The following is a 26,378-nucleotide window of genomic DNA, read 5'->3' as shown; positions in this document are numbered from 1 at the left end:
CGGCGCGCCGGTTTGCGGGACGGACCGCCATCCGGGCACGCTCATGCCCGCTACCACGACGAGGAGATGCGATGGCCAGGGCGGATATCGCCGCGCTGCTGGCGCTGGGCGCCGCGCTGTTCATCGCGATCGGCGATGTCATCCACCAGCGCTCCGCGCACGAGGTGACCGACGAGGCGGTCGGGCACCTCGAGTTGTTCCTGCGGCTGTTGCGCGACCGGCAGTGGTGGCTGGGCAGCACCGTCGCCGCCGTGGGTTTCGGCCTGCAGGCCGCCGCGCTCGGGCTGGGGTCGGTGCTGCTGGTGCAGGCGCTGCTGGTGACGTCGCTGCTGTTTGCGCTGCCGATCAACGCCCGCCTGACCGGCCGGCGGGTCACGCGCTGGGAGTGGCTCTGGGCGGCGCTGCTGGCCGGTGCGGTGGCGGTGATCGTGACCGTGGGCAACCCGACCGCCGGGCAGGCCCGCGCCTCGTGGGAGACCTGGGCCGTCGTGATCGCGGTGCTGGTCCCGATGCTGGTGCTCTGCGTCGTCGGGGCGCGGATCTGGTCGGGCACGCCCAGCGCGGTGCTGCTGGCGCTGGTGTCCGGCGCGCTGTGGGGCGTCTTCGCCGTGCTGACCAAGGGCGTCGTCGACCGGCTCGACGACGGTCTGTGGGCGGTGCTGCAGATGCCCGAGCTCTACGCGCTGGCGGCCGTGGCCGTCGCCGGGACGGCCTGGCAGCAGGCCTCGTTCCGGTCCGGTGCGCTGACCGCGTCGCTGCCGACGATGACCGTGGCCGAACCGGTGGTGGGATCGGTGCTCGGCGTGGTGGTGCTGGGGGAGACGATGCGCCCCGGTGAGGCCGGATGGACGACGCTGGTCGTCGCGGCCGCGGTGATGGTGCTGGCCACCGCCGCGCTGGCCCGCGGCGAAGCGGCCGGCGCCGAGGCCCAGGCCTCCCTCGCGCACTAGTTTGGTGGCGTGCTCACCGCGATCGCCCTTGTGCCGTCCGCTCCGGTGATGGTGCCGCAACTGGCAGGCGCAGCGGCCGGTGAACTGTCCGAGCTGCGCGCGGCGGTGGCGCGGTCTGTCGGCGGACTGCCCGACCGCTGGGTGGCGATCGGCGTCGGCTCCGGCGACGAGGTGCTCACCCCGCCGACCGCGGGCACCTTCGCCGGCTACGGCGTCGACGTGCGGGTGAGGCTGTCGCCGGACGGCGCCGCCACACCCGTCGACCTGCCCCTCTGCGCGCTGATCGCCGGGTGGGTCCGGGGTGAACACGCCCCGCACGCCGCGGCGGAGGTCCGAGTCCACGCCGGCGACCTCGACGCCGACACCGCGATGGCGCGGGGCCGGGCGTTGCGCGCCCACATCGACGACGCGGACGGTGAGATCGGGGTGCTGGTCGTCGCCGACGGCTGCCACACCCTCACCCCACCGGCGCCCGGCGGGTACGACCCCGACGCGGTGCCCGTCCAAGCGGTGCTCGACGACGCGCTGGCCGCCGGGGACACCGCCGCGCTGAGCCGGCTGCCGGGCTCCGTCGTCGGCCGGGTCGCCTACCAGGTGCTGGCGGGGCTGACCGGATCCGCGCCCGGTTCGGCCGAGGAGTTCTACCGGGGCGCCCCCTACGGCGTCGGCTACTTCGCCGGCCGCTGGACACCATGAGGCCGCTGGCGATCATCGGGCCGACCGGGACGGGGAAGTCGGCGCTGGCCCTGGACGTGGCCGAACGGCTCAGCGGTGAGGCCGCCGCGGAGATCGTCAACGCCGACGCCATGCAGCTCTACCACGGGATGGACATCGGCACCGCGAAGCTGCCGGTCGCGCAGCGCCGCGGTGTCCCGCACCACCAACTCGACGTCCTCGACGTCACCGAGACCGCGTCGGTGGCGCGCTACCAGGCCGACGCCGCCCGCGACGTCGAGGCCATCGCCGCCCGTGGTGCGCTGCCGATCATCGTCGGCGGATCGATGATGTACGTCCAGGCGCTGCTCGACGACTGGGCGTTCCCCGCCACCGACCCCGCCGTGCGCGCCAGATGGGAGGCGCGGCTCGCCGAGGTCGGGGTCGCGGCGTTGCACGGTGAGCTAGCCACCGTGGACCCGGATGCCGCGGCCTCGATCCTGCCCACCGACGGCCGCCGCATCGTCCGCGCGCTGGAGGTGGTGGAACTGACCGGCCGGCCGTTCGCAGCCTCGGCGCCCACCATCGGCGCGCCTCGCTGGGATACGGCGATCGTCGGGTTGGACTGGGCCACAGACGTTCTCGATGAACGGTTGGCGGAGCGCACCGACACGATGTTCGCCGAAGGGCTGGTCGTCGAGGTGGCCGGCCTGGTGCGTCGCGGCCTGCGTGACGGGGTGACGGCGTCGCGGGCGCTGGGGTACGCCCAGGTGCTCGCCGATCTCGACGCCGGCGGCGACGGGTCGGCCGCGCGCGAACCGACGTACGTCGGCACCCGGCGCTACGTGCGCAGGCAGCGGTCGTGGTTCCGCCGCGACCACCGGGTGTGCTGGCTCGACGGCGCGTCGCCGGACAACGTCGACCGCACGCTGCGTGCCTGGCGCGCCGTATCCTGAGCAAGTGCAGTTCGCCAAGGGTCACGGGACGCAGAACGACTTCGTGCTGCTGCCTGACCTCGACGCGCGGCGCGCGCTGACGCCGGCCGTCGTCTCCGCGCTGTGTGACCGGCGTCGCGGGCTCGGCGCCGACGGGGTGCTGCGCGTCACCACCGCAGGCGCGGCCATGGCGGCGGGGGTGTTCGAGCGGCTGCCCGAGGGTGTCGCGGCCGGTGACTGGTACATGGACTACCGCAACGCCGACGGGTCGATCGCCCAGATGTGCGGTAACGGCGTACGGGTGTTCGCGCACTATCTGCGGGCTACGGACCTGGAATCGCGCGACGAGTTCGTGGTCGGGTCGTTGGCCGGGCCGCGGCCCGTCGTCCTGCACGGCTTCGACCCGGCGCACCGCTGGCGGGCCGAGGTGACCGTCGAGATGGGCAAGGTCAACCTGCTGGGCACCGGGTCGGCCGTGGTCGGCGGGCGCCGCTTCACCGGACTGGGGGTCGACGTCGGCAATCCGCACCTGGCCTGCGTCGACGCATCGCTCACCGAGGCCGAGCTCGCGGCGCTCGACGTGGCCGCCCCGGTCGAGTTCGACGACGCCCAGTTCCCCGACGGCGTCAACGTCGAGGTCCTCACCGCGGTACGTGATGGGTCGGTGTCGATGCGGGTACACGAGCGGGGTGTCGGCGAGACGCGTTCGTGCGGTACCGGGACCGTCGCCGCGGCCGTCGCGGCGCTGTCAGAGGCCGGACAGGCGCTGGGCACGCTCGACGTCCGCATCCCCGGCGGCGTGGTCACGGTGTCGGTCACCGAGACCACGAGTTTTCTGCGCGGACCCTCCGAACTGGTCGCCACCGGCGAACTCGCCGGGGAATGGTGGCACTCTCATCGTCGTTAATTGGGGTGCATGAAAAGTGATCTCCGTGCGAACCTTGATTCGCTCATGACATTTCCCGAATTTTCTTCACACGAGACTCCCAGTGCCGGTGAACTGGCGCTCGAGGACCGCTCCGCGCTGCGCCGCGTCGCCGGTCTGTCCACCGAACTGGCCGACATCTCCGAGGTCGAATACCGCCAGCTGCGGCTCGAACGCGTCGTGCTGGTGGGCGTGTGGACCGAGGGCAGCGCGGCCGACGCCGAGGCCGGCCTCGCCGAACTCGCCGCGCTCGCCGAGACCGCGGGCTCCGAGGTGCTCGAAGGCGTCGTCCAGCGGCGCGACAAGCCCGACGCCTCGACCTACATCGGCTCGGGCAAGGCCGCCGAACTGCGCGAGATCGTGCTCGCGACCGGCGCGGACACGGTGATCTGCGACGGTGAGCTCAGCCCTGCGCAGCTGACCGCGCTGGAGAGGATCGTCAAGGTCAAGGTGATCGACCGCACCGCCCTGATCCTCGACATCTTCGCCCAGCACGCCACCAGCCGCGAAGGCAAGGCCCAGGTCTCCCTGGCGCAGATGGAGTACATGCTTCCGCGGCTGCGCGGTTGGGGTGAATCGATGTCGCGGCAGGCCGGTGGGCGTGCCGGCGGCGCCGGTGGCGGTGTCGGCACGCGCGGTCCCGGTGAGACGAAGATCGAGACCGACCGGCGTCGCATCCGCGAGCGGATGTCCAAGCTGCGCCGCGAGATCAAGGACATGAAGAAGATCCGCGACACCCAGCGCAGTGGGCGCCGCCGCACCGAGGTGCCCTCGGTGGCGATCGTCGGCTACACCAACGCGGGGAAGTCCAGTCTGCTCAACGCGCTCACCGGCGCCGGGGTGCTGGTCGAGAACGCACTGTTCGCGACGCTCGAACCCACCACCCGCCGAGGTGAATTCGACGACGGCCGGCCGTTCGTCCTCACCGACACCGTCGGTTTCGTACGACATCTTCCGACGCAGTTGGTCGAGGCGTTCCGCTCGACGCTCGAAGAGGTCGCCGACGCCGACCTCCTCGTCCACGTCGTCGACGGCTCGGATGCCAACCCGCTGGCGCAGATCAGCGCGGTCCGCGAGGTGATCAACGAGGTCATCGCCGGAGCCGCCCCGGCGACATCGAGCCCCGAACGGCACGCCAAGCCCGCGCCGGAACTGTTGGTGGTCAACAAGATCGACGCCGCCGACGGGCTCTCGCTGGCGCATCTGCGCGGTGCGCTGCCCGACGCGGTGTTCGTGTCGGCGCGTACGGGGCAAGGGCTGGACCGGCTTTCGGCCCGGATGTCGGAGCTGGTCGAGTCCACCGACGTCACCGTCGACGTGACCATTCCCTACGACCGCGGCGATCTCGTGGCCCGGGTGCACAGCGAGGGGCGCATCGACGCCACCGAGCACACCACGGACGGCACACGGGTCAAGGCGCGGGTGCCGGTGGCGCTCGCCGCGGGCCTGCAGGAGTTCTCGACATTCTCCTGACGAGGGCTCGCCCGAGGAACCGAAGACCCATGCGCTAGACTGTCCTCAACGCCGACGTCACCGAAACCGACGACGGCTCGTCGTGGAACGCTTACCATCGCGTCCGGCTCAAGCTCTTCTCGCGGCGATCGATGTTGCCGACCGGCAATCTCGCCACTTGCGTACCCATCACCTGCGCCGTGCAACAGCGCTGCCCGGGGGTGCGCGACACTGCCCTGAAAGGCACACACCTGCATGACAACTGCACAATCCTTCGCCGACCTCGGCGTGCGGGGACCCCTGCGCCGCGTTCTGGAGAACCGTGGCATCGACAGCCCGTTCCCGATCCAGGCCGCGACGTTGCCCGACAGCCTGGCCGGCCGTGACGTGCTCGGCCGCGGTAAGACCGGCAGCGGCAAGACGCTGGCGTTCTCCCTGCCGCTGGTGAGCCGGCTCGCCGACGCCAAACGGCGGTCGGCGCGCCCGTCGGGCCTGGTGCTCGCGCCGACGCGCGAACTGGCGACCCAGATCACCGCGGTCCTCGAACCCCTCGCCGCCGCATACGATCTGAAGGTGGCCACCATCTTCGGTGGCGTCTCCCAGAACCCGCAGGCCGCGGCGTTGCGGGCCGGTGTCGACATCGTCGTCGCCTGCCCCGGTCGGCTCGAAGACCTGATGCGCCAACGGATCATCTCGCTGGACAGCGTGGAGATCACCGTGCTCGACGAGGCCGACCACATGGCCGATCTCGGCTTCCTGCCCGGCGTCACCCGCATCCTGGCCGCCACGCCCGCGGGCGGTCAGCGGCTGCTGTTCTCGGCGACCCTGGACAACGGCGTCGACAAGCTGGTGCGCCGCTTCCTGCGCGAGCCCGTCACCCACTCGGTCGACGAGGTCAACGCGCCGCCGCCGGCGATGACCCACCACGTGTTCCACGTGGCCGGAGCGCACGAGAAGAAGGCGCTGGTGCACACGCTCGCCGCGGGCACCGGACGCCGAATCCTGTTTATGCGCACCAAACATCAGGCCCGCAAGCTGGCCCGTCAGCTCACCGAGGCCGGCGTGCCGTCGGTCGACCTGCACGGGAACCTGTCCCAGAACGCCCGTGAGCGCAATCTCGCCGCGTTCTCGACCGGAGACGCCAAGGTGCTGGTCGCCACCGACATCGCGGCCCGTGGTGTGCACGTCGACGAGGTCGAGCTCGTGGTGCACGTCGACCCCCCTGTCGAACACAAGGCCTATCTGCACCGTTCGGGCCGCACCGCACGCGCCGGCAGCGCGGGCGACGTCGTCACCGTCGTGCTGCCCGAGGAGCGGCGCGACACCGCCGCGCTGTTGCGGCGCGCCGGCATCAACGTCGCGCCCCAGCAGGTCGGTGCCGATTCGCCGTCGGTGACCGCACTGGTCGGCGAGGTTGCGCCGTATCGCGCGCCTGCGCCGAAGGTCGTGAAGCAGCCCCGCACCGCCTCCGACCGTCCCCGCAGGCGTTCCACGCCGCAGGGTCACGGCGAGCGGCAGGGCCGGCCCCAGGGCGGCGACACCGCATCCCGCTCGCGGCGCCCCCGCCGGCGTCCGCAGGCCGCCCGCTGACCGCTCACCGCTGCCGGATCACCGGAGGTTCGTGCGCCCGCACCGGCGGTAGCGGACCGGTGAACCTCTCCACCTGAACCAGCACGTGGGCGCCGGTGCTGCCGCGTGCCAGCGACGAGGTGCCGACGTCGTCGGTGAGCACGTTGGGGTTCCCGTGCACGCACATCGCGTCGTGGTCGGCGGGGTCGGCGGGATCGAACCAGGCGCCCGTCGGAAGGTGGACGACGTCGCGCCGGACGCGGTCGTCGAGCACCACACCGGCCAGGCAGGCGCCGCGGTCGTTGAACACCCGGACCACGTCGCCGTCGGCCACACCGCGGTCGGCGGCGTCTGCGGGGTGCATCCGGATCGCCTCGCGGCCACGAACTTTCGCGGCCTGGCTGGTGGCGCCACCGTCGAGTTGGCCGTGCAGCCGGGTGGCCGGCTGGTTGGCGATCAGATGCAGCGGATAAGTGGCGGCGCGTTCGCCACCGAGCCATTCGGTGGGTTCGAACCACGCGGGATGTCCGATGCAGTCGGCGTAGCCGAATCCGGCGATGTCGGAGGAGAAGATCTCGATGCGGCCGCTCGGCGTGCCGAGGCGGTGCGCAACGGGGTCGGCGCGGAAGTCGGCGAGCAGCGTCAGGCCCGGTTCGACGGGCAGCCGGAGGCTGCCGGCGCGCCAGAACTCCTCGAAAACCGGCACCGCGAAATCGAGTCCCGCCGACCACTTCTCGTAGAGATGGGCGAGCCACTGCCGGGCGGTGCGTCCCTCGGTGAACTGCTCGCCGAAGCCGAGGCGGTCGGCCAGCGCGGCGAACGTCGAGTAGTCGTCGCGGCTGTCCGCATATGGGTCGACCAGTTTCGGCATCGCCATCAACACGGGATCGTTCTTCGACCCCGAGTAGTCGTCGCGTTCGAACGCGGTGGTGGACGGCACCACGATGTCGGCGTGCCTGGCCATCGCGGTCCAGTACGGATCGTGCACCACGACGGTCTCCACGCGGGCCAGTGCCCGCCGCAACCGGGGGAGGTTCTGATGGTGGTGGAACGGGTTGCCGCCGGCCCAGTACACGCAGCGGATGTCGGGATAGGTCAGCCGCATCCCGTTGTAGTCGTACGGCTCGCCGGGGTGCAGCAGCATATCGCTGACCGCCGCGACCGGGATGAACGTGCGTACCGGGTTGACGCCCTGCGGCAGCCGGGGCAGACCGCACCGTAGCGGCGGCAGACCCGGTTCGTTCATCGACCCGTAACCGTGTCCGAAACCTTCTCCGGGAACACCGATCTGACCCAGCATCGCCGCGAGCGTCAGGCCCATCCACGGCGCCTGCTCGCCGTGCCGGACCCGTTGCAGTGACCAGCTGACGGTGACGATGGTGCGCTGCGCGGCCATTCTCCGTGCCAGTGTGGCGATCTCGGCGGCCGGCAGACCGCAGATCGCCGCCGCCCATCGGGGGGTCTTCGCGACGCCGTCGTCGGCGCCGAGCAGGTAGCGCTCGAAACGCTCGTAGCCGACGCAGTGCGACGCGAGGAATCCGCGGTCGGCGAGCCCCTCGGTGGCCAGGACATGGGCCATCGCCAGCATGATCGCCACATCGGTGCCCGGTACCGGTGCGTGCCATTCACACTCACCGTCCACATCGTCGCGCAGCGGTGAGAACGACACGATCCGGCCGCCCCGTTCGCGGAACCTGCGCAGCGCGTCACGGGCCGGGTGTGCCGTCGTGCCACCGTGATTGGTGCCCGTGTTCTTCATCGCGAGCCCGCCGAAGCACACCAGCAGATCGGTGTGGGCGGCGATGACGTCCCAGTCGGTGGAGCGCTTGAACAGATCGTCGTGGGTGCCGACGACACGGGGCATGATCACACCGGTGGCGCCGAGGCTGTAGGAGTGACGCGAAAAGGTGTAACCGCCAAGCAGTTTGAGGAAGCGGTGCACCTGGCTCTGGGCATGATGGAACCGGCCGGCGCTGGCCCACCCGTAGGAGCCGCCGTAGATCGCCTCGTTGCCGTGTGTGTCGACCACCCGGCGCAGCTCGGCCGAGAGCAGTTCGGTCAGCTCGTCCCACGACACTGCGACGAATTCGTCCGCACCGCGGCGCCTGCTGGCGCCGGGCCCGTCGTCGAGCCAGCCGCGCCGGACCGCCGGACCCGCGATGCGGGAGCGGTGCCGCACCGAACCGGGCAGATTGCCCAGCAGGGGAGAAGGATCCTGATCACCGGGCAGCGGCGCGACGGAGGCGATGTCACCGGACGCGACCTCGGCGGAGAAGCCGCCCCAATGGGTGAGGCTGGTCGGGCGGGTGGGCATGGCGGAAAGTCTAGGTCCACGGATTCGCACATATCTCGGCGAAAATCGCCTGTCGTGCCCGCGAAAAGGACGTCGGCTGTCACAAGATTGGCTGGCGCGATACTTTCGAGTCACTTTCGCGCCGAATACGGGAGGTTCGATGAGCGGGCGGCGACCCCTGCTGCACACGGCGCTGGCGCGTGTGACGATCGGTCTGGCGGTGGCAGCGGCGGGTCTGTTCTCGGCGCCCCTGGCGGCGGCGGATCCGGCCACCGAGGCCAACGACGCCATCACCGCGGCTTACGACGGCAGCGGCGGCCCCACCGGTCCGCTCGGCGTGCGTGAGGGCGGCGTCTACCCCGTCGGTGACGGATTCGGCCAGAACTTCGCGGCGGGCAAGATGTTCTTCACCCCCGCCACCGGCGCGCACTGGATGCAGGGCGCGGTCCTGGAGAAGTACGAGTCGCTCGGCGGGCCCGCCGACAGTGACCTGGGCTTTCCCACGATCGACGAGGGGCCGGGACGGGTCGGCCCGGACAGCCGCAACGCCACGTTCTCCGCCACGGACAAACCGGTGATCTTCTGGACACCGGCGACCGGCGCACGCGTCGTGCGCGGCGCGATCAACGCCGCGTGGGACCGGCTCGGCGGATCGGCGGGGGTGCTCGGGGTACCCGCCGAGGACGAGGTCTACCGCGGCGACGTGGCCTCCCAGAAGTTCACCGGCGGGCAGCTGTCGTGGAACCGCAAGGACAAGACGTTCACCACGGTTCCGCCCGATCTCGCCGGTCAGCTCAAGGACCTGTCGGTCCCGCAGGACGCCACGTCGGCCATTGCGGCCGCGCGGCGCGCGGCCGGCGGCGCGCTGGGCCCGCTGGGCGCCAAGGACGGCGACCAGTACGAGATCGGCGACGACGGGGTCGGTCAGAACTACGCCGGCGGCAAGATCTTTTACACCCCGCAGACCGGGGCGAACGTCGTCACCGGTCAGGTCCTCGAGAAGTACGAGAGCGTGGGCGGGCCTGCCGGCGATCTGGGCTTCCCGACGAACAGCGAAGCAGACGGAGGGCTGGGCTCGAACAGCCGCATCAGCACGTTCGCGGCGGAGGACAAGCCGGTCATCTTCTGGACCCCGGACTACGGCGCCGTGATCGTCCGGGGCGCCATGAACGCGGGATGGTCGAAGCTCGACGGGGCGAAGGGGCCGCTGGGCGCACCCACCGCCGATCAGACCGAGAACGGTGACGTCGTCACCCAGCGGTTCAGCGACGGTGTGCTGTCCTACGACCGGTCGACCGGCAGGTTCAGCACCGAGCCGGCGAATCTCGCCCCGCGGCTCGCCGGCCTCGAGGTGCCCGGTGAGGAGGTGCCGAAGTCTCCCGCGCAGCCGGAGTCCTCGGCCGCCGAGGACGACGGCAAGTGGTTGAGCTGGCGCTGGAACTGGTGGTGGCTGCTGGCGCTGATCCCGGTGCTGCTCGTGGTCGGGCTGGTCGCCGGCGCGGTGCTGTGGAGGCGCCGGCGGGGCGACCGCGAGGACCAGTTCCGCGACGACCAGTTCCGCGACGACCGGGACGTCTTCGCCGACGCCGCCCGCTACCGGCCCGACGGTGGACCGGCCGCGTCGGCGGGCCCGTGGGGCCCGCCTGACGATTCGGGCGACGAGGCACTCGCGGCGGAGCGGTCTCCGGGCCCGGATGGTCTCTTCGGCGGACAGGACGACCCCGACTCGATCGACACCGCGCCGACGCGCATCGAAGCGCCGGTGACCGACGAGGCCCGGGCCCAGTCCGCCCTCGAGGAGCCCTCCCTGCCCGCACCCGCGCTCGCGGAGTCGGCTGCCGGTGGTGCGACCGCACCGGAGCCGGCGGGCGACGAGTGGATCGACGAGACACCCGAGAACGAGACACCCGAGGCCGAGCAACCTGAGGCCGGGGAATCCGCGATGCCCGCCGCGTTCATGGCGCCCTTCGTGGACGACGCGCCCAGCGGCAGGCACGCGGCGATCGACATCGAGGAGCCGACCCCCGGCCGCACCGCCATCCAGTTGGCCGGCGACGCCTCCGGCGCTCCGCCGCCGGGTTACCCGGTGAAGGCGGACACCAAGACCGGCCTGTACTGGGCGCCGTTCAGCCCCGGTTACGACCAGGCGATTGCCGAAATCTATTTCGCCAGCGAGGAATTCGCGCGTACCAACGGATTCGTCCGCGGCGACTGAGCGGCCGTCAGATCTTGCGGATGACGGTCACGACCTTGCCCAGCACGGCGGCGTCGTTGCCCGGGATCGGCTCGAAGGCGGGATTGTGCGGCATCAGCCACACCTGGCCGCGGCTGCGCTTGAAGGTCTTGACCGTGGCTTCGCCGTCGATCATGGCCGCGACGATGTCACCGTTGTCGGCGACCGCCTGTTGCCGGACCACGACCCAGTCGCCGTCGCAGATCGCGGCGTCGACCATCGATTCGCCGACCACCTTGAGCAGGAACAGCGACCCTTCGCCGACGAGTTCGCGCGGCAGCGGGAACACGTCCTCGACCGCTTCCTCCGCCAGGATCGGCCCACCGGCGGCGATCCTGCCGAGCACCGGCACGAAGGTGGGTTCCGGTAGCGCGTCGCTGCCCGCGACATCGGTGGTGACCACCGGCGTCGCCTGCTCCTCGGAGAGGCGGACGTCGACGGCACGGGGCCGGTTGGGGTCACGCCGCAGGTAGCCCTTGCGCTCGAGCGTGCGCAGTTGGTGCGCCACCGAGGATGTCGACGTGAGGCCGACGGCATCGCCGATCTCCCGGATGCTCGGGGGATAGCCGCGGCTGGTCACCGAGGCACGGATCACCTCGAGGATGGTGCGTTGTCGTTCGGTCAGGCCGGCGTCTGCCCCGCGGCGCCCGCCGGCCCGGGTCTCGCTGCTGTCGTCGCTCATGGGGCCGAATCTAGTCGCCCGGAGCCCGATGATCAAACATGTGTTCGACGCGTGTCGCGTTCCGCCGGGGTCGTCGGCCGCTCGGACGGACTTGTCGGACCCCTCATTTATCGTCTGCAACAGTTCGATCACACGTTCTATTCATCGAACACACGATCGACTACATTCGAACACACAGGCGAACATCCACCGGGAAGGGCACCCACATGACGATCCTCGAAGTGAGGCAGATCCAGCAGCAACCGGCCGCGGGCGGGGTGCGTCGCCCGTCCGACGCCCGGCGGCCACGTGCGGGGCGTCCCGCCGGTGCGGCAATCCGCCACCGGGGCAACGGGGTGCTGGTGTCGCGCGCCTCGCACCGCCGCCGCCCCATCACACCCGCGACGACCGTGCTGCTCGCCCTCGTGGCCGCCGGAATCACGGTCTGGCTCGGCCTGGTCGCCAACCTGGGCGGCGTGGCGGGCCAGCAGGCGTCGGTGCCCGCCGAACTGGCGGTGGTTCAGGTCCAGACCGGGGAGAGCCTGCACCAGGTCGCGCAGCGCGTCGCCCCCGACGCCCCGGTCGGCGCGGTGGTGGAGCGGATCCGTGAGCTCAACCAGCTGGATTCGGCGGCGATCGATGCCGGGCAGACGCTGATCGCCCCTGTCGGCTGACGCGCCTCGTGGACAGTGAATCGTGGTGCGGGGCACCGGCGCTGCTCACCGCGCCGCACGTGGCGTGGCCACCGACCCGCGCCCTCGGCGGCGGTGTGGGCACCCGGGTAGGCTCGCAAGGGTTCGAAGGGCGTACCCGGTGGTCTGGCGAAGGAGCGGTGATGCACTGTCCGTTCTGTCGTCATCCCGATTCGCGCGTCGTGGACACCCGGGAGACCGACGAAGGTCAGGCGATCCGGCGCCGCCGGTCCTGTCCGGAGTGCGGCCGGCGGTTCACCACGGTGGAGACCGCGGTGCTCGCCGTCGTCAAGCGCAGCGGAGTGACGGAACCGTTCAGCCGGGAGAAGGTCATCAAGGGCGTGCGCCGGGCGTGCCAGGGCCGCCAGGTCGACGACGACGCCCTCAACCTGCTCGCCCAGCAGGTCGAGGACGCGGTCCGGGCGACCGGTTCTCCTGAGGTCCCTAGCCACGAGGTCGGTCTGGCGATCCTCGGGCCGCTCCGTGATCTCGACGAGGTCGCCTACCTGCGCTTCGCCTCGGTCTACCGATCCTTCGAGTCCGCAGCCGATTTCGAGCGCGAGATCGAAGCCCTGCGCGCGCACCAGGACGTCACGCGGTCGGGCTGACCGCGGATCAGTCGAGACGGCGCCCGCTGTCGGCGACGACCCGGCCGGCGATGCTGACCCATCCGTCGGCACTCCACACGGTGTGGATCACCGAGCCCTTCCCCTGCACAATCGTCAGGTCGCGGCTGAGGTAATCCGTGATGCGCACCGCCGCGGCGCCGGTCGCTTCGTCCTCGGGCACACCGAGATCCGGGGCGAACATGCGCGCCCGGATGTGTCCGGCCTCGCGGTCGGTCCACGTCCACAGGTAGTGGTGGGCGTCGTCGGAGTAGTCCGCGGGGTCCGCGGCGGCGAGGGCGTCGGTCGACGCCAGGTCGTGGATGGCGAATTCCGGCGCCCAGTCGGACCGTGCCCTGACCACGGTCAGGTCGTCGTCGTAGCGGACCTGCACGATGCCGGCCGGCACCTGCAGGGTCCGCACCGGCTGGCCGTTCTCGCGCAGCCACCACGACGCACCGACGGTGGGATGCCCGGCGAAGGGGAGTTCGGTGGCGGGGGTGAAGATCCTGATGTGCGCGGTCGTCGCACCGGCCTGCGGGATGTCGACGAAAATCGTTTCGCTGTAACCGAGTTCGCGGGCGATGCGCTGCCGGTCGGCGGGGTCGACGGTGGCCGCGTCGACGACGCCGAGTGGGTTGCCGTGGTTTCCGTCGGGGTCGGTGAAGACGCGCAACACTTGGACATCGATGGCCATGGGCCGATGCTACGTGTTCGGCGCGCGACGTTCAGGTGGCGCTGCGTTCGTCGCTGCCCATCGCGTCGAGCACGGCGACGCGGGTGTCGACGGAGCCGCTGATCGCCGATTCGCTCAGACCGGCGCGCAGCAACCGGCGCAGCAGTTCCTGGTCATGGGTCGCCGGCTCGGTCGAGTCGATGAAGCGCTCCACGGTCTCGACGAACCGGTCCGGATCGTCGTGGAACGGGAAGTGCCCGGCGCCCTCGAAGACCTCCAGCCGCGAGCCGGGCATCGCCGCGTGCGCAAGCCGGGCGTGGCTGACCGGGATCACCGAATCATGGGTGCCCCAGATGAGCTGCACCGGAACGGATTCGGTGAGATAACAGCGGTCGAGCATCGTGACCACCTGACCACGCCAGTCGACCACGGCGCGCAGTGTCCTGGCGAACGCCGACGACGCCGTCGGTTCGGGCAGATCGGCGAGGATTCGCATCATCTCGGCGAGGTCGCGGCCCATCTTGGTGGTGCCCAGCACCCTGCCCGCGACGTGTCCGGCGACCTGCAGCGTCGGCAACACCAGCGGCAGCCGCAGCAGCGCGAGCGCCTCGCTTCCCATCGGCAGTGAGGCCACACGCAGCGCGATGTTGACGTCCTTGGTGACCCCACCGGCGCCGACGAGGATGAGGCGGTCGACGAACTGCGGGAACTGGTAGGCGAACTGCATCGCCACCCCGCCGCCCAGCGAATGACCGACGACGGTCACCCGGTCCACGCCGAGCACGCTGAGCAGATCCCGCATGCCGTTGGCGTAGGCGGCCACCGAGTAGTCCGCGCGGGGTTTGTCCGACTTGCCGTGCCCGAGCAGATCCGGCGCGATCACCGTGAAACGCTGCGCGAGTTTCGTCTGCACGGTGCTCCATGTCGTGGAGTTGTCGCCGATGCCGTGGATCAGCAGGATCGCCGGGCCGTCGCCGGCGATCCGGAACGCCCGGCGGTACCCGTGGATGGTGCGGTAGTGCAGTGTCGGTGTGACATCGCGGACCGGGCGCAGGTTGGGTGTTCGGTCAGTCATCGCGCCAACCTCGTCATCGGGCCGGAGTGGCTCCGGCGTGCGGTGTGCTCAGCTACGGTCCTCGCCGTCGGAGAAGCCGTCCCGGTACCGGTCCTCTTTGTCCTTCTCGCCGGTCTGCTGCGCGAGGAACCGTTCGAACTCGGCGCCGAGTTCGTCACCGCTGGGCAGGTCTTCGTCGTGCGCGAGCAGCGAACGATTCTCCTGGGCGGCGACGAACGCATCGTACTGGCGCTCCAGTGCGGTCACCACCTGAGCAACTTCGACGCTGGCCTCAACCTGTTCGTTGATCTTGGTGTAGACCTCCGCGCCGGCTTCCCCGAGCGCGGCCAGCGGGATCTGCAGCGCCGCGGTCTTGGCGACCTCGGCGAGCAACGCCTCGGCGGCCGGGGGGTACGCCGTCTGGGACAGGTAGTGCGGCACGTACACGGTGTAGCCGACCACCTCGTGACCGTGCTGGGCCATCCGGAACTCGAGCAGGTTGGACACGCTCGCCGGCACCTGCACCTCGCCGACCCACGGGGTGTGCTCGGCGATCAGCTCCTTGTTGTTGGAGTGCGCGGTCATCGTCACCGGCCGGGTGTGCGGCACCGCCATCGGGATCGAGCCCAGCCCGATCGTCTGGCGCACACCGAGCTGCTCGGCCAGCAGGCGGACCGCGGTGATGAAGCGCTCCCAGCGCAGGTCGGGTTCCATCCCCGCCAGGAGCAGGAAAGGCGTGCCGACGCTGTCGTGCATGGCATAGAGGTTCAGCTCGGGCTCCTCGTAGCCCGAGAAGTGGTCGGCCTTGAACGTCATCAGCGGCCGCCGCGAGCGGTAGTCGAGGAGTTCGTCGATGGCGAACGACGCGACCAGTTCGGTGTCGAGGCTGTTCTTGAGGTGCGCGGTGGTCAGCCGGACCACGTGACCCGCGTCGGAGAAGCCTTCCAGCGCATGGAGCAACACCGGGCCGCGCCCGTCGGCGGCGGACAGCTGCGGAGCGGGGAACTCTAACTCGTACATCCCGGTCTGCTCGGGCTGGTACTGCTGCTCTGGGATGTCTGGATGGTCTGCCATCTCGATTCGCCTCCTCGCCGCGGTGTCAACGCCTCTGCAACGTCGCGCCGTGACCATAAGTGTCCCGCATTTTGCGGCGCCCACTGCCGCGGGTACCGGCACCCGGGGCAACACGGTACGGGTGGTACCGCATTCCGCGCAGGATGCCCGGACCAGTGGGGGCTGAACCGGCGTTGCTGGCCGGCTGCCTCCGCGGTGCGCCTGACCCCGTCGGCGGCGGGGCGGTGAGACGATGACCGCGATGAACGGCGTGCTCGTGCGGGGTCTCGGCGCACCGGGTGCGGTGGTGCTCACGTGCGCGGTGCTGTGCGGATGCGTGCGGACGACCGACGGCGCGCCCTCGCTGGAGGCCGACGCGAGGCCCGTTGTGCTTGCCGAGGCGCTCATCGAACCGTCCCGCTTCCCGCCGGCCTATCAGGCGGCCGTTCTGGACCCACAGGCGGCCGGCGAAGCCGTCGCCGCCGTCGACGGTGTACCGACCGGCGCCACCGTCGAGCCGCCCGGTTGCGCACCGCCACGCGTCGGACCGGATCCGCGGCAGACGGTGGCCGCACAGGGCGTCGACCCCTCGACCGGCGCCGCGCTGACCGTGATCCTCACCCGCGCCGACGCCGCGCTCTCGTCCCGGCGCGACCAACTCGCCCGCTGCGCATCAGTGACCGCCACCGCGGGAGAGGTGGTCAGCACCGTGGACACCGTGCTGGTGGCCCCGCCGCCGGTGGATGCCGACGACACGCTGGCGAGCGAGGCCACGATCGAGCGGTCCACCGAACCCGCCGTGCGGGTGCTCGCGCTGAGCGCCCAGGTCAACGAGGTGTGGCTGACGGTCGCGTGGCTCAACAACGACCCCGGCACCCAACCCGACACCTCGGCGCTCGACACCCTGTTCACCGACGCGCTGCTGACACTGCGGCGCGCAGCCCCGTGACGGCCGTTCTCCCCAGCGGCGGGTTCATCCACAGATGAGGCCGGCGCAGCGGCCGCCGCGGCCGGACTGACGGCAGGGGCGGCCACTGTTCGAGGCATGACGACATCGCATACCCCCGATTTCGAACTCGACCGTCCCGGCACGCTGATCGCCGCCGTGCCCGCCGTCTTGGGCTTCGTACCCGAGATGTCCCTCGTGCTGGTGACCGTGGACCGCGGTGACCTCGGGTGCGTCCTGCGTCTCGACCTCGACGACGACATGGACGAACAGATCGCCCACCTCGCCGAGGTGGCGGCGGCCGGCCGGCCCGACCGCGGCGGGGCCGTGATCGTCGACGAGCACGGGGCGGGTTGCCACCCCTGCAACGACGACTACCGGGAACTCGCCGACCGGCTGGCCGAACAGCTGGCCTCCTGGGATATCACGCTGCTCGGCGCGCACGTGGTCGACCGCGTCGCCACGGGCGGGCGCTGGCACTGCGCCGACGGGTGCGGCCGCGGCGGCGTGATCGAGGATCCTTCGGCGTCGCCGCTGGCGGTGGCGGCGGTGCTCGACGGCCGCAGGCTGTACACCCGCCGGGCCGAACTGCAGGCGGTGGTGGCCGCCGACCCGGTGCGCAGCGCGGAACTGGCCGACGTGATCGCCGCGGACTCCGACAGCCCGGGCGAGATGTCCGCGGGGCAGGCCCGCGCGGTGATCGACGAAGCCCGGGCTGCGGCCGCCCACGTGGCCGACGGTGGTGTGTTGTCCGACGAGGTGGCCGCACGGCTGGGCCGCGCGCTGCGCGACGTGCGGGTGCGCGACACCCTGTTCGCACTCGCGGTGGGGGAGGACGCCGACCGGGCCGAGGCGCTGTGGGTGTCGCTGGCGCGCATCCTGCCGGCCCCGTGGCGCACCGAGGCGCTCGTGCTGCTGGCGTTCTCCGCGTACGCGCGGGGTGACGGGCCACTGGCCGGTGTCTCGCTGGACGCCGCGCTGCGGCTCGACCCCGTTCACCGGATGGCGGGCATGCTCGATCAGGCGCTGCAATCGGGCTTGCGCCCGGAAAGGATCCGCGACCTGGCGGTCACGGGCTACCGGCTGGCCGAGCAGTTGGGCGTGCGGTTGCCGCCGCGTCAGCGGAACCGGCGGCGTGCGGGTTAGACCTTCTCGACCTTGACGGCGTGAGCCATGTGGTGCGGCAACTCGACCTGTTCGTGGCCGGGGATGACGATGTTCACTCCGCCGTGGTCGGCGGACTCGACGGTGACGCGCGCGTTGGGCACCACGCCGGCGTCCTTGAGGCGCGCGATGAGCTCGGCGTCGCCCTGCACGTGCTCGGTCAGCTGGCGGACCACGACCGCACCGGCACCGCCGGCCGGCAGCTCGGTGAGCCGGACGAGGTTGCCGGCCTCCGCGCGGGACAGCGGGTCGAGCCCGAGTTCGGACAACCCGGGGATCGGGTTGCCGAACGGGGAGGTGGTGGGGTTGTCGAGCACCTGCACGAGGCGCCGCTCGACGTCCTCGCTCATCACGTGCTCCCAGCGGCAGGCCTCGGCGTGGACTTCCTCCCACGGCAGACCGATCACGTCGACCAGCAGCCGCTCGGCGAGCCGGTGCTTGCGCATCACGGCGATGGCGAGGGCGCGGCCCTTCTCGGTGAGTTCCAGATGCCGGTCCCCGGCGACCTGGAGCAGCCCGTCGCGCTCCATACGCGAGACGGTCTGGCTGACCGTCGGACCGCTCTGGTCGAGGCGCTCGGCGATGCGCGCGCGCAGCGGCACCACGCCCTCTTCCTCGAGGTCGTAAATGGTGCGCAGGTACATCTCAGTGGTATCGACCAAGTCGTTCATTCGGCGCCTCTCAAGACCCTCTGTCGTGTCGAGTCTACCGGTTGGCCCGCCTCATCTGCGGTCTTCGTCGGTCACGACACACGCGGTCGGCTGTGGGGTTGACGACAGCGTGCCCGCCGGGGTGATCCGGCGGGCACGCTGGTCGTTCGGGGTTGTGCGGTCAGCTCGCGTAGGAGCGCAGCCGGTCGGCCCGCTCGCCGTTGCGCAGCTTGGCCATCACCTCGCGCTCGATCTGGCGGACCCGCTCGCGGGACAACCCGAAGAGCTTGCCGATCTGGTCGAGTGTGCGCGGCTGCCCGTCGTCGAGACCGAACCGCAGCCGGATCACCTGCTGCTCCCGCTCGTCGAGCGTGGCCAGCACGTGCCGGATGTCGGTGTGCAGGAGCTCGGAGATCACCGCGTTCTCGGCCGACATCGCCTCGGCGTCCTCGATGAAGTCGCCCAGCGGGGCCTCTTCGTCGCTGCCGACCGGCATGTCGAGACTCACCGGGTCGCGGCTGTGCTCCAGCAGGTCGGCGATCTTCTCCGCGGGGATGCCGGACTCCTCGGCGAGTTCCTCGTCGGTGGCTTCCCGGCCGAGGTTCTGGTGCATCTCACGCTTGATCCGGGCCAGCTTGTTGACCTGCTCGACGAGGTGCACAGGGAGCCGGATGGTGCGGCTCTGATCGGCCATGCCGCGGGTGATGGCCTGACGGATCCACCACGTCGCATACGTCGAGAACTTGAAGCCCTTGGTGTAGTCGAACTTCTCCATGGCGCGGATCAACCCGAGGTTGCCCTCCTGGATCAGATCGAGCAGCGGCATGCCCCGGCCGGTGTAGCGCTTGGCCAGCGACACCACCAGGCGCAGGTTGGCTTCGAGCAGGTGCCGCCGGGCGGCCTCGCCGTCGCGGACGACCGCGGCCAGATCGCGCTTGCGGCTCTCTCCGAGCCGCTTCTTGGTGTTCAGCACGTGCTGGGCGTACAGCCCGGCCTCGATGCGCTTGGCCAGCTCGACTTCGTCGGCGGCGTTCAGCAGGGCCGTTTTGCCGATGCCGTTCAGATACACGCGCACGAGGTCAGCGGCCGGGCTCTGGGCGTCCAGATCGCTATCGACGCGGCTTGTGGTGGCATTTGCCATGACGGCCTCCTGATCAGCTCGGTCTGTCATGAGCTTCAACGTTCAAGTGCCGTCAGTAGTTCCCGGGTATCGCGTGCTTCACACGTGTTGATCAGCGGTTTCTCGCAGACGGCCTGAGAATGTGCTGAGAATGGCCGGTCGGGCCCGTCAGCGGCCGACGTCGGGATCGTCGCCCGCGATGTCCGGTTGCGGTGCGGTCCGGGTTGGCTGGTCGAGCGCGGGCCGTTCCGCGGTGGGGAACAACGGGATCCGCCTGTTGTCGAAGCGGCGGGGCTCCTCGGCGCGCCGCGGCGGCCGGTCGTTGGCGATCAGGACGGCCATCCACGGCAGCGGGATCGACAGGACCACGATGCCCAGCGAGATGAGACCGTTCTCCCAGACGCTGTAGGCGACCGCGGCCAGGATGAGGGCGGGGATGCGGAACGACATCAGCGTGAGGTATTTGCGGACGCGGGCACGATGCTGCTCCTCGTACGCGGGTGCGGCACGAGTGATCAGAACTGGCCGACCCTCATCGTCGAAACTCAGCTCGGAGCCGTGTTTCATACCTCCACTGTTCCACACCACCCACCCCCCGCGCCCGTCGCATTTCTTACCGAATACTTGCCGGGCACAATGTGTGTATGCAGACGCAGACGATCGAGCGCACCGACACCGACGAACGTCTCGACGACGGGACGGACAGCGACACCCCGAAGTACTTCCACTACGTCAAGAAGGACAAGATCGCCGAGAGCGCGGTGATGGGAACCCATGTCGTCGCGCTGTGCGGTGAGGTGTTCCCGGTGACGAAGTCGGCCAAGCCCGGTTCGCCGGTGTGCCCGGACTGCAAACGGATCTACGAGTCGCTCAAGAAGTAGCGGGCTCGTCGGGTGTGACCGGCGCGGGCCGGTCGGATGCGGCGCGTTCCTCCAGCCAGCCCCTCATCCGGCGGGCGTGGGTGGTCGGCGCCGGCCACTGTTCCTCGACCGCGGCGTTGAGCTCCGCGCCGATCATGATGGCGAAGCCGAGGAAGAACGCGAACAGCAGGAACGCGATCGGTGTCGCCAGCGCACCGTAGGTGTAGCCGGTGCTGGTGATCCACCCGAGGTACACCCGCAGCCCGAGCGTGGTGACCAGGAACACCACCGTGGCCAGTATCGATCCGAGAATCAGGCGGTGTGACGGAAGCGGTTTCGGCAGCGACACCCGGTAGAGGATGTTGACGGCGATCATCAGGCCGATGAACAGCGTCGGCCAGTAGCCGAACCGCAGTACGGCGTCCCAGTCGTCGGGGATGAACTCCGCGACCTTGCGCGGGCCCAGCGCCAGCAGGGGAGCGGCGCCGATCGCGAACAGCAGCATCACCACGTAGAGGCCCAGCGCGTAGAAGCGCTGCCGGACCGGATGCCGCAGGGGAGTCTGATCATGGGCCTCGACGATCGAGTCGACGAACGCCGAGATCGCCGACGACCCCGCCCACAGTGAGATGACGAAGCCCACCGACACCACCTCGCCGCGCGCGCCCTTGACGATGTCGCGCACCGTTGGCTCGATGATCTCGTTGACGACGTTGGACGAGAAGAAGCTGTCCGCGGTGTTGATCAGCTGGTTCTCGATCGTCGGGAGGACATCGGGCCCGAAGAGCGGGGCGATGTAGGCCAGGCTGCCGAGCATCCCCAGCAGCAGCGGGGGCAACGACAGCGCACACCAGAACGCCGCCTGGGCCGACTCCGAGAAGATGGAGTCGTCCCAGCTCTTCGACAGGGTGCGAACGAGGGCGCGGCGAACGTGGTGTCGGGTTGTTGTTACCGGCGGGGGCTGGTCTGTCATGACCAGACCAGCATTACTGACAACGGGTGGTTACACCCACAATGGCGCTGGCCGTGTTGGCGGGCCGTGGTCCTGACTTACGCCTCGACGGGGCTCACTTCGAGAATTGCTGCGAGTTCGACGAGCTTCGCTTCGTGCTCATTGGCATGGTGCTGGCAGAACAGCAATTCCGCGCCGGAGGGCAGCTTCGCACGCACGCGCGCCGCGGCACCGCAGCGATCGCAGCGATCAGCCCGCGTGAGTTCGGGGCTGGTCAGAGTTGCGGTCATGGCTCCTCCGTTTCCTTCTCTGCGATCGGGCGGTGCACCCTCTCGCGTATCTCCACTCTGTCAGACGTATTCAGTTCCGGCCTTGTTCCCTAGGGGTTCACCGGTGTGTCGTGTCTCACGTCAACCCGGGTTGCCGGCCAGGCAGGCTAGACGTATGTACCCACATTCGACCCCGAAACCACCTGTCCTCGTGCACTTGTGCAGTGCGGCCGATTGGCAGGCGATTTCAGCCGAGGGCGAACACCGGCCGGACTCGCTCGGACGTGTCGGCTTCGTGCATCTGTCGACACCCCAGCAGGTGCACCTGCCGGCCAACCGGCTCTTCGCCGGCCGCACCGATCTGGTGCTGCTCCACATCGATCCGGACCGGCTGACCGACCCGGTGCGCTGGGAGCCCGGTCTTCCAACGGATCCCGAGGCCATGGTGTTCCCGCACCTGTACGGTCCACTGCCCGCGCAGGCCGTGACCGACGTCACGCCCTACCGGCCGGGGCCCGACGGCACGTTCCCCCCGCTCGATCAGCGGACGTGAGCGTCGGCCTCGATCTCGACGTGGAGGCCCGGGGCGATCAGCGCCGAGACCTCGACCATCGTCGAAACCGGACGCACCTGCCCGAACACCTCCGCGTGCACGGCGCCGACCTCCCGCCAGCGCGAGATGTCCGTGACGTAGATCCGCGTCCGCACCACATCCGACATCGACGCCCCAGCTTCTGTGAGCGCGGATTCGATGCGGCGCAAGGCGTCTCGCGTCTGCGCGACGACGTCGTCGCCCGCGCCGGTGGTGCCGGCCACCGCGATGTGATCGCCGACCCGCACCACGCGCGAATATCCCACCAGCGCTTCGAACTCCGAACCGGACCCGATGTGGGTCCGGTCACCCGCCATCAGACCGGCTCGGCTTCGACGATCGACAGCGGAGTCACGGTGTCGATGACTCGAGTGAGTCGAAAACCAGTGCGTGACAACAGGTTCGCGTACTCGCCGCGGGTCCGTTCCCGGCCGCCGGCGGTGACCAGCATCTCGAGGTCGAGCATCAGACCGATGAATGCGTCGGCACGTTCGGGCAGCACCATCTCGAGCAGCACCAGCTTGCCGCCGGGCGCCATGGCCGTGCGGATGTTGCGCAGGATCGTCGCCGCGTCGTCGTCGGACCAGTCGTGGATGATGTTCTTCATCACATAGGCGTCGCCGCCCTCGGGCACCGACTCCATGAAAGATCCACCTGCGACCCGGGTGCGATCCGCGACGCCTGCGGCCTCCAGCGTCGGACCGGCGTTCTCGACGACCGAAGGCTGATCGAAGAGCACGCCCCGGGCCTGCGGCGCACTGCGCAGCATCGTCGAGAGCAGCGCACCGTGTCCGCCGCCCACATCGACGATCAACCGGAACCCGGAGAAATCGTAGGCGCTCAACGCGGCCTCGTCGGCCAGGCCGCTGGTCGCGGTCATCGCCCGGTTGAACACCTCGGCGAACTCGGGATCGCTGGCGAGGTAGTCCCAGACCGGCATGCCGCGCAACATCTCGGTGGCGGTCCCGCCGGTGCGCACCGAATGCTCGAGGTTGCCCCAGTCCGCCCAGCGGATCGGGTGCCCGATGAACAGCACCATGTCGCGCAACGAGCCCGGCGAATCCGAGCGCAGTGCGTGGCCGACGCGGGTCAGGGCGAACGACCCGTCGGCACGCTGGGTGAACACGCCGCGGCTGGCCAGGGCCCGCATCAGCCGGTGCACTCCGTCGGGACTGGCGCCGACGCGGTGGGCGACGTCGTTGGAGTGTTTCGGCCCTGCCGCCAACTGGTCGGCGATCCCCAGCTTGGCCGCGGTGTAGAGCGCCGCCGTCGTCCAGGCGCCGGTCGCCAGTTCGAGCAGGGCGATGTTGCCCGGCGCGGTCGTGCGATGCAGGCGCTGCAGACCGGCGCGAACGCGGTCGATCGCGCGCACCACCCGCTGGGGTGGAACCCTCGGAGGTTTCGGCACGGTCAGTCGAGGTAGTCGCGCAGCACCTGGGACCGGCTGGGGTGCCGGAGCTTGCTCATCGTCTTCGACTCGATCTGGCGGATCCGCTCGCGGGTGACGCCGTAGACCTGGCCGATCTCGTCGAGCGTGCGCGGCTGGCCGTCGGTGAGGCCGAACCGCAACCGCACCACGCCGGCTTCGCGCTCCGACAGCGTCTCCAGCACAGACTGCAGCTGATCCTGCAGCAGCGTGAAGGAGACGGCGTCGACCGCCACGACGGCCTCGGAGTCCTCGATGAAGTCGCCGAGCTGGCTGTCGCCCTCGTCACCGATCGTCTGGTCCAGGGAGATCGGCTCACGGGCGTACTGCTGGATCTCCAGCACCTTCTCCGGCGTGATGTCCATCTCCTTGGCGAGCTCCTCGGGCGTGGGTTCGCGACCCAGGTCCTGGAGCAGCTCGCGCTGGATGCGGCCCAGCTTGTTGATGACCTCGACCATGTGCACCGGGATGCGGATGGTGCGGGCCTGGTCGGCCATGGCGCGCGTGATGGCCTGACGGATCCACCAGGTGGCGTAGGTGGAGAACTTGTAGCCCTTGGTGTAGTCGAACTTCTCGACCGCGCGGATCAGACCGAGGTTGCCCTCCTGGATGAGGTCGAGGAACGCCATCCCGCGGCCGGTGTAGCGCTTGGCCAGCGATACGACCAGACGCAGGTTCGCCTCGAGCAGGTGGTTCTTGGCACGGTCGCCGTCGCGGCAGATCCACTGCATGTCGCGGCGCTGCTGCACCGGCAGCTTCTCGCCCTTCTCGGCGAGCTCGGCCAGCTTCTGCGTCGCGAACAGGCCGGCCTCGATCCGCTTGGCGAGCTCGACCTCCTCCTCGGCGTTGAGCAGCGCCACCTTGCCGATCTGCTTGAGGTAGGCGCGCACCGAGTCCGCGGAGGCGGTGAGTTCGGCGTCCTTGCGGGCCTGGCGCAGCGCCTCGGACTCCTCCTCGTCCCAGACGAAGTCGCCGGAGGCCTTGTCCTTCTCGGAGGGTTCGGCGATCTCTTCGTCCTCGGTGGCGGGCGCGGCGGGCACCGCTCCGCCCTTCGGGGCGGCCTTGGCCTCGGCGCCGGCGGTCTCGGCCGCGTCGCCGTCGTCCTCGGAGTCGTCGGCGTCATCCGACGCGTCGTCCGTCGAGTCGTCCGACGAGTCGTCGTCGGTGTCGAGATCCTCGAGGTCCAGATCGGCGTCGTCGACGTCGATGTCCGGTTCGGCGTCGAGGGTGTCGGTGCTGTCGAGATCGTCGTCGGCGAGGGCGTCGGTGGCGCCGGCCTCGGGCGCGGTGGACTTCTTGGCGCGACCGCGGGTGGCGGTGCCGTCCTTCTTCGCCGGGCCGCGGGTCTTCGTCGCGGTGCCCTTGGCGGCCCGCTTGGCCGGTGCGGTCCCATTCGCCGCCTTGGCCGCCGGGGCCTTCGCCGCGGCGGCCTTCTTCGCGGGGGTCTTGGTAGCGGTGCGCTTCACCGGCTCATCGGTTGCCGGGCTTGCCTTTGTCGCTGCCACGTACACCCTTTCGGTCTTACTCTCCCGGTGGGCACCGAGACCCCAACACATGTGGGAGCAGGCACCAACCCGAAATGTCGGCTATGTCGAATGTCGGCGTGATCTCAACTCGGATATCTGCCGCTATTCGGTTGGCGGCCGCCGACGTCCATTGTAACGACACTGCGGGGCGACGCCGTGCCGAGCGGCGAAAATCGACGACCCGGGCGAGCCGGGACGACGTGGTTACCGGTTGGTAGCTGTGACGTCCACCTCAGCGGCCATCGCCGCGCCGACGATTCCGGCGGAGTTCTGCAGCGCGGCGGCCACCACCGGCGTGCGGTTCTTGAGCAGCGGCACCCACTTGTCGGCCTTGCGGCTGATCCCGCCGCCGGCGATGAACAGATCGGGCCAGATCGCGTTCTCGATCGCCACGAGCACCTTGGTGACCTCTTCGGTCCAGCGGTCGTAGCTCCAGCCCTTGCGCTCCTTGACCGACGAGGCCGCGCGGTGCTCGGCTTCCTTGCCGCCCACCTCCAGGTGACCGAATTCGGTGTTGGGCAGCAGGATGCCGTTGTGGATGACCGCCGAGCCGATCCCGGTGCCGAAGGTCAGCAGCACGATGACGCCGGTGTTGTCCCGGCCCGCCCCGAAACGCTCCTCGGCCAGCCCCGCGGCGTCGGCGTCGTTGAGCACGGTCACCGGCTGCCCGTCCAGGGCGGCGCTGTAGATCTCCTGGGCGTTGACCCCCAGCCACGACTTGTCGACGTTGGCGGCGGTGTGCACGACGCCGCTGGTGACCACGCCGGGGTAGGTCACGCCCAGCCTGCCGGTCCAGCCGAATTCCTTGACCACGGCGGCGATCGTCTTGGCGACCGCGTCGGGCGTGGCGGGCTGCGGGGTGGGCAGTTTGAACCGCTCGCCGATCAGCTGACCGGTGCCCAGGTCGACGACACCGCCCTTGACGCCGCTGCCCCCCACGTCGATGCCGAATCCGCGCCGCGCGTCCCCGCCGGCGGCGTCCGGATCTGCGACGGGCGAATCGGTGGCGGTCATCAGCGCTCCTCACAGTGGCGGCCCGGCGGTACGCGTCCCAACACCCTAGTGGCAACCGGTGGGGCACGGGCGGCGGTCCGGGCAACCGGCGCAGACAATCGCGCGCC

27 protein-coding genes are annotated in these 26,378 nt (G+C 70.2%); 13 read left to right on the top strand and 14 right to left on the bottom strand.

Annotated features, from left to right (window positions below):
• The first annotated feature begins 71 nt into the window (after window positions 1–71).
• The 6 genes from AU196_RS22150 to AU196_RS22125 all read left to right on the top strand — a co-directional run bounded on the left by AU196_RS22150 (window position 72) and on the right by AU196_RS22125 (window position 6,506).
• Window positions 72–950, top strand: coding sequence for a DMT family transporter (locus tag AU196_RS22150; RefSeq protein ID WP_059097231.1), 879 nt, complete (start codon window positions 72–74; stop codon window positions 948–950).
• Window positions 951–959: 9 nt separating this feature from the next.
• Window positions 960–1,646 (top strand): class III extradiol ring-cleavage dioxygenase family protein, encoded by a 687-nt coding sequence (locus AU196_RS22145; protein ID WP_059097230.1) that lies wholly within the window; start codon window positions 960–962, stop codon window positions 1,644–1,646.
• A complete protein-coding gene (gene miaA, locus AU196_RS22140) occupies window positions 1,643–2,560 on the top strand; it encodes a tRNA (adenosine(37)-N6)-dimethylallyltransferase MiaA (RefSeq protein ID WP_059097229.1) in 918 nt (305 codons plus the stop codon). Before AU196_RS22145 ends, miaA begins: the two co-directional genes overlap by 4 nt.
• Before the next feature lie 4 nt (window positions 2,561–2,564).
• Window positions 2,565–3,446 carry a diaminopimelate epimerase gene (dapF, locus tag AU196_RS22135; protein WP_059097228.1) on the top strand — a complete coding sequence of 294 codons (882 nt, stop codon included), beginning with the start codon at window positions 2,565–2,567 and terminating at the stop codon, window positions 3,444–3,446.
• A 45-nt stretch (window positions 3,447–3,491) separates the two neighbouring features.
• On the top strand, window positions 3,492–4,937 hold the full coding sequence (gene hflX / locus AU196_RS22130) for a GTPase HflX (protein ID WP_157546594.1): 1,446 nt from the start codon (window positions 3,492–3,494) through the stop codon (window positions 4,935–4,937).
• A gap of 234 nt (window positions 4,938–5,171) precedes the next feature.
• The gene (locus AU196_RS22125) at window positions 5,172–6,506 is read left to right on the top strand and encodes a DEAD/DEAH box helicase (RefSeq protein WP_059097226.1); all 1,335 of its coding nucleotides are present in this window, start codon (window positions 5,172–5,174) and stop codon (window positions 6,504–6,506) included.
• A 4-nt stretch (window positions 6,507–6,510) separates the two neighbouring features.
• On the opposite strand, the gene AU196_RS22120 is transcribed toward AU196_RS22125, so the two are convergent.
• Window positions 6,511–8,799: a molybdopterin-dependent oxidoreductase gene (locus AU196_RS22120; RefSeq protein WP_059097225.1), complete on the bottom strand. Its 2,289-nt coding sequence runs from the start codon at window positions 8,797–8,799 to the stop codon at window positions 6,511–6,513.
• 139 nt (window positions 8,800–8,938) lie between these two features.
• Between AU196_RS22120 and AU196_RS22115 the strand changes: the two genes are divergently transcribed.
• Complete coding sequence (locus AU196_RS22115) at window positions 8,939–10,993, top strand: sunset domain-containing protein (RefSeq protein WP_059097224.1); 2,055 nt, start codon at window positions 8,939–8,941, stop codon at window positions 10,991–10,993.
• Window positions 10,994–11,000: 7 nt separating this feature from the next.
• On the opposite strand, the gene lexA is transcribed toward AU196_RS22115, so the two are convergent.
• Window positions 11,001–11,693, bottom strand: coding sequence for a transcriptional repressor LexA (lexA, locus tag AU196_RS22110; protein ID WP_059097223.1), 693 nt, complete (start codon window positions 11,691–11,693; stop codon window positions 11,001–11,003).
• A gap of 206 nt (window positions 11,694–11,899) precedes the next feature.
• Here lexA and AU196_RS22105 point away from each other — a divergent pair, with 206 nt between their 5' ends.
• The gene (locus tag AU196_RS22105; RefSeq protein WP_059097222.1) at window positions 11,900–12,346 is read left to right on the top strand and encodes a LysM peptidoglycan-binding domain-containing protein; all 447 of its coding nucleotides are present in this window, start codon (window positions 11,900–11,902) and stop codon (window positions 12,344–12,346) included.
• 161 nt (window positions 12,347–12,507) lie between these two features.
• Window positions 12,508–12,972 carry a transcriptional regulator NrdR gene (nrdR, locus tag AU196_RS22100; RefSeq protein WP_059097221.1) on the top strand — a complete coding sequence of 155 codons (465 nt, stop codon included), beginning with the start codon at window positions 12,508–12,510 and terminating at the stop codon, window positions 12,970–12,972.
• A gap of 7 nt (window positions 12,973–12,979) precedes the next feature.
• Here the strand turns inward: nrdR and AU196_RS22095 are convergent, their stop codons facing one another.
• From AU196_RS22095 to AU196_RS22085, 3 genes are read right to left on the bottom strand one after another with little or no spacing between them, the layout of a single operon-like run.
• Window positions 12,980–13,666 (bottom strand): PhzF family phenazine biosynthesis protein, encoded by a 687-nt coding sequence (locus tag AU196_RS22095; protein ID WP_059097220.1) that lies wholly within the window; start codon window positions 13,664–13,666, stop codon window positions 12,980–12,982.
• A 31-nt stretch (window positions 13,667–13,697) separates the two neighbouring features.
• Window positions 13,698–14,720, bottom strand: a complete 1,023-nt coding sequence (locus AU196_RS22090) for an alpha/beta fold hydrolase (protein ID WP_059097219.1) — start codon at window positions 14,718–14,720, stop codon at window positions 13,698–13,700.
• A 48-nt stretch (window positions 14,721–14,768) separates the two neighbouring features.
• Window positions 14,769–15,773, bottom strand: coding sequence for a proteasome assembly chaperone family protein (locus AU196_RS22085; protein ID WP_059097218.1), 1,005 nt, complete (start codon window positions 15,771–15,773; stop codon window positions 14,769–14,771).
• Between the two features lie 232 nt (window positions 15,774–16,005).
• Here AU196_RS22085 and AU196_RS22080 point away from each other — a divergent pair, with 232 nt between their 5' ends.
• Window positions 16,006–16,701 (top strand): DUF5642 family protein, encoded by a 696-nt coding sequence (locus AU196_RS22080; RefSeq protein WP_059097217.1) that lies wholly within the window; start codon window positions 16,006–16,008, stop codon window positions 16,699–16,701.
• Between the two features lie 96 nt (window positions 16,702–16,797).
• Entirely contained in the window at window positions 16,798–17,844 is a 1,047-nt protein-coding gene (locus tag AU196_RS22075; RefSeq protein ID WP_059097216.1) for a DUF4192 domain-containing protein, read from the top strand.
• On the opposite strand, the gene AU196_RS22070 is transcribed toward AU196_RS22075, so the two are convergent.
• The 3 genes from AU196_RS22070 to AU196_RS22060 all read right to left on the bottom strand — a co-directional run bounded on the left by AU196_RS22070 (window position 17,841) and on the right by AU196_RS22060 (window position 20,217).
• Window positions 17,841–18,533: an iron-dependent transcriptional repressor DtxR gene (locus AU196_RS22070; protein WP_059097215.1), complete on the bottom strand. Its 693-nt coding sequence runs from the start codon at window positions 18,531–18,533 to the stop codon at window positions 17,841–17,843. The two genes, AU196_RS22075 and AU196_RS22070, sit on opposite strands and share 4 nt — an antisense overlap.
• Before the next feature lie 160 nt (window positions 18,534–18,693).
• Window positions 18,694–19,683, bottom strand: coding sequence for a sigma-70 family RNA polymerase sigma factor SigB (sigB, locus tag AU196_RS22065; RefSeq protein ID WP_286141255.1), 990 nt, complete (start codon window positions 19,681–19,683; stop codon window positions 18,694–18,696).
• Window positions 19,684–19,800: 117 nt separating this feature from the next.
• A complete protein-coding gene (locus AU196_RS22060; RefSeq protein WP_059097382.1) occupies window positions 19,801–20,217 on the bottom strand; it encodes a DUF3099 domain-containing protein in 417 nt (138 codons plus the stop codon).
• A gap of 59 nt (window positions 20,218–20,276) precedes the next feature.
• On the opposite strand from AU196_RS22060, the gene AU196_RS22055 reads away from it, so the two are divergent.
• Entirely contained in the window at window positions 20,277–20,513 is a 237-nt protein-coding gene (locus AU196_RS22055) for a DUF3039 domain-containing protein (RefSeq protein WP_059097213.1), read from the top strand.
• Here AU196_RS22055 and AU196_RS22050 read toward each other — a convergent pair.
• Together AU196_RS22050 and AU196_RS25340 are read right to left on the bottom strand one after the other, a co-directional pair.
• On the bottom strand, window positions 20,503–21,465 hold the full coding sequence (locus AU196_RS22050; RefSeq protein WP_059097212.1) for a YihY/virulence factor BrkB family protein: 963 nt from the start codon (window positions 21,463–21,465) through the stop codon (window positions 20,503–20,505). The genes AU196_RS22055 and AU196_RS22050 overlap by 11 nt on opposite strands.
• Window positions 21,466–21,542: 77 nt before the next feature.
• Window positions 21,543–21,734, bottom strand: a complete 192-nt coding sequence (locus tag AU196_RS25340; RefSeq protein WP_082695836.1) for a DUF7455 domain-containing protein — start codon at window positions 21,732–21,734, stop codon at window positions 21,543–21,545.
• Between the two features lie 154 nt (window positions 21,735–21,888).
• Between AU196_RS25340 and AU196_RS22040 the strand changes: the two genes are divergently transcribed.
• Window positions 21,889–22,266, top strand: coding sequence for a DUF952 domain-containing protein (locus AU196_RS22040; protein WP_059097211.1), 378 nt, complete (start codon window positions 21,889–21,891; stop codon window positions 22,264–22,266).
• Here the strand turns inward: AU196_RS22040 and AU196_RS22035 are convergent.
• From AU196_RS22035 to ppgK, 4 genes are all read right to left on the bottom strand, one after another.
• Window positions 22,254–22,622, bottom strand: coding sequence for a RidA family protein (locus tag AU196_RS22035; RefSeq protein WP_059097210.1), 369 nt, complete (start codon window positions 22,620–22,622; stop codon window positions 22,254–22,256). The two genes, AU196_RS22040 and AU196_RS22035, sit on opposite strands and share 13 nt — an antisense overlap.
• A complete protein-coding gene (locus AU196_RS22030; RefSeq protein WP_059097209.1) occupies window positions 22,622–23,713 on the bottom strand; it encodes a methyltransferase in 1,092 nt (363 codons plus the stop codon). The genes AU196_RS22035 and AU196_RS22030 overlap by 1 nt, the downstream gene beginning before the upstream one ends.
• A gap of 2 nt (window positions 23,714–23,715) precedes the next feature.
• Entirely contained in the window at window positions 23,716–25,236 is a 1,521-nt protein-coding gene (locus AU196_RS22025; RefSeq protein WP_059097380.1) for an RNA polymerase sigma factor, read from the bottom strand.
• A 225-nt stretch (window positions 25,237–25,461) separates the two neighbouring features.
• Entirely contained in the window at window positions 25,462–26,271 is an 810-nt protein-coding gene (gene ppgK / locus AU196_RS22020; RefSeq protein ID WP_059097208.1) for a polyphosphate--glucose phosphotransferase, read from the bottom strand.
• Window positions 26,272–26,378: the final 107 nt, after the last annotated feature.

It is taken from the genome of Mycobacterium sp. IS-1742 (genome assembly GCF_001500125.1).
Classification (GTDB): Bacteria; Actinomycetota; Actinomycetes; order Mycobacteriales; family Mycobacteriaceae; genus Mycobacterium.
The sequence above is the reverse complement of the archived record's forward strand: the minus strand, read 5'-3'. Positions and strand labels throughout refer to the sequence as shown.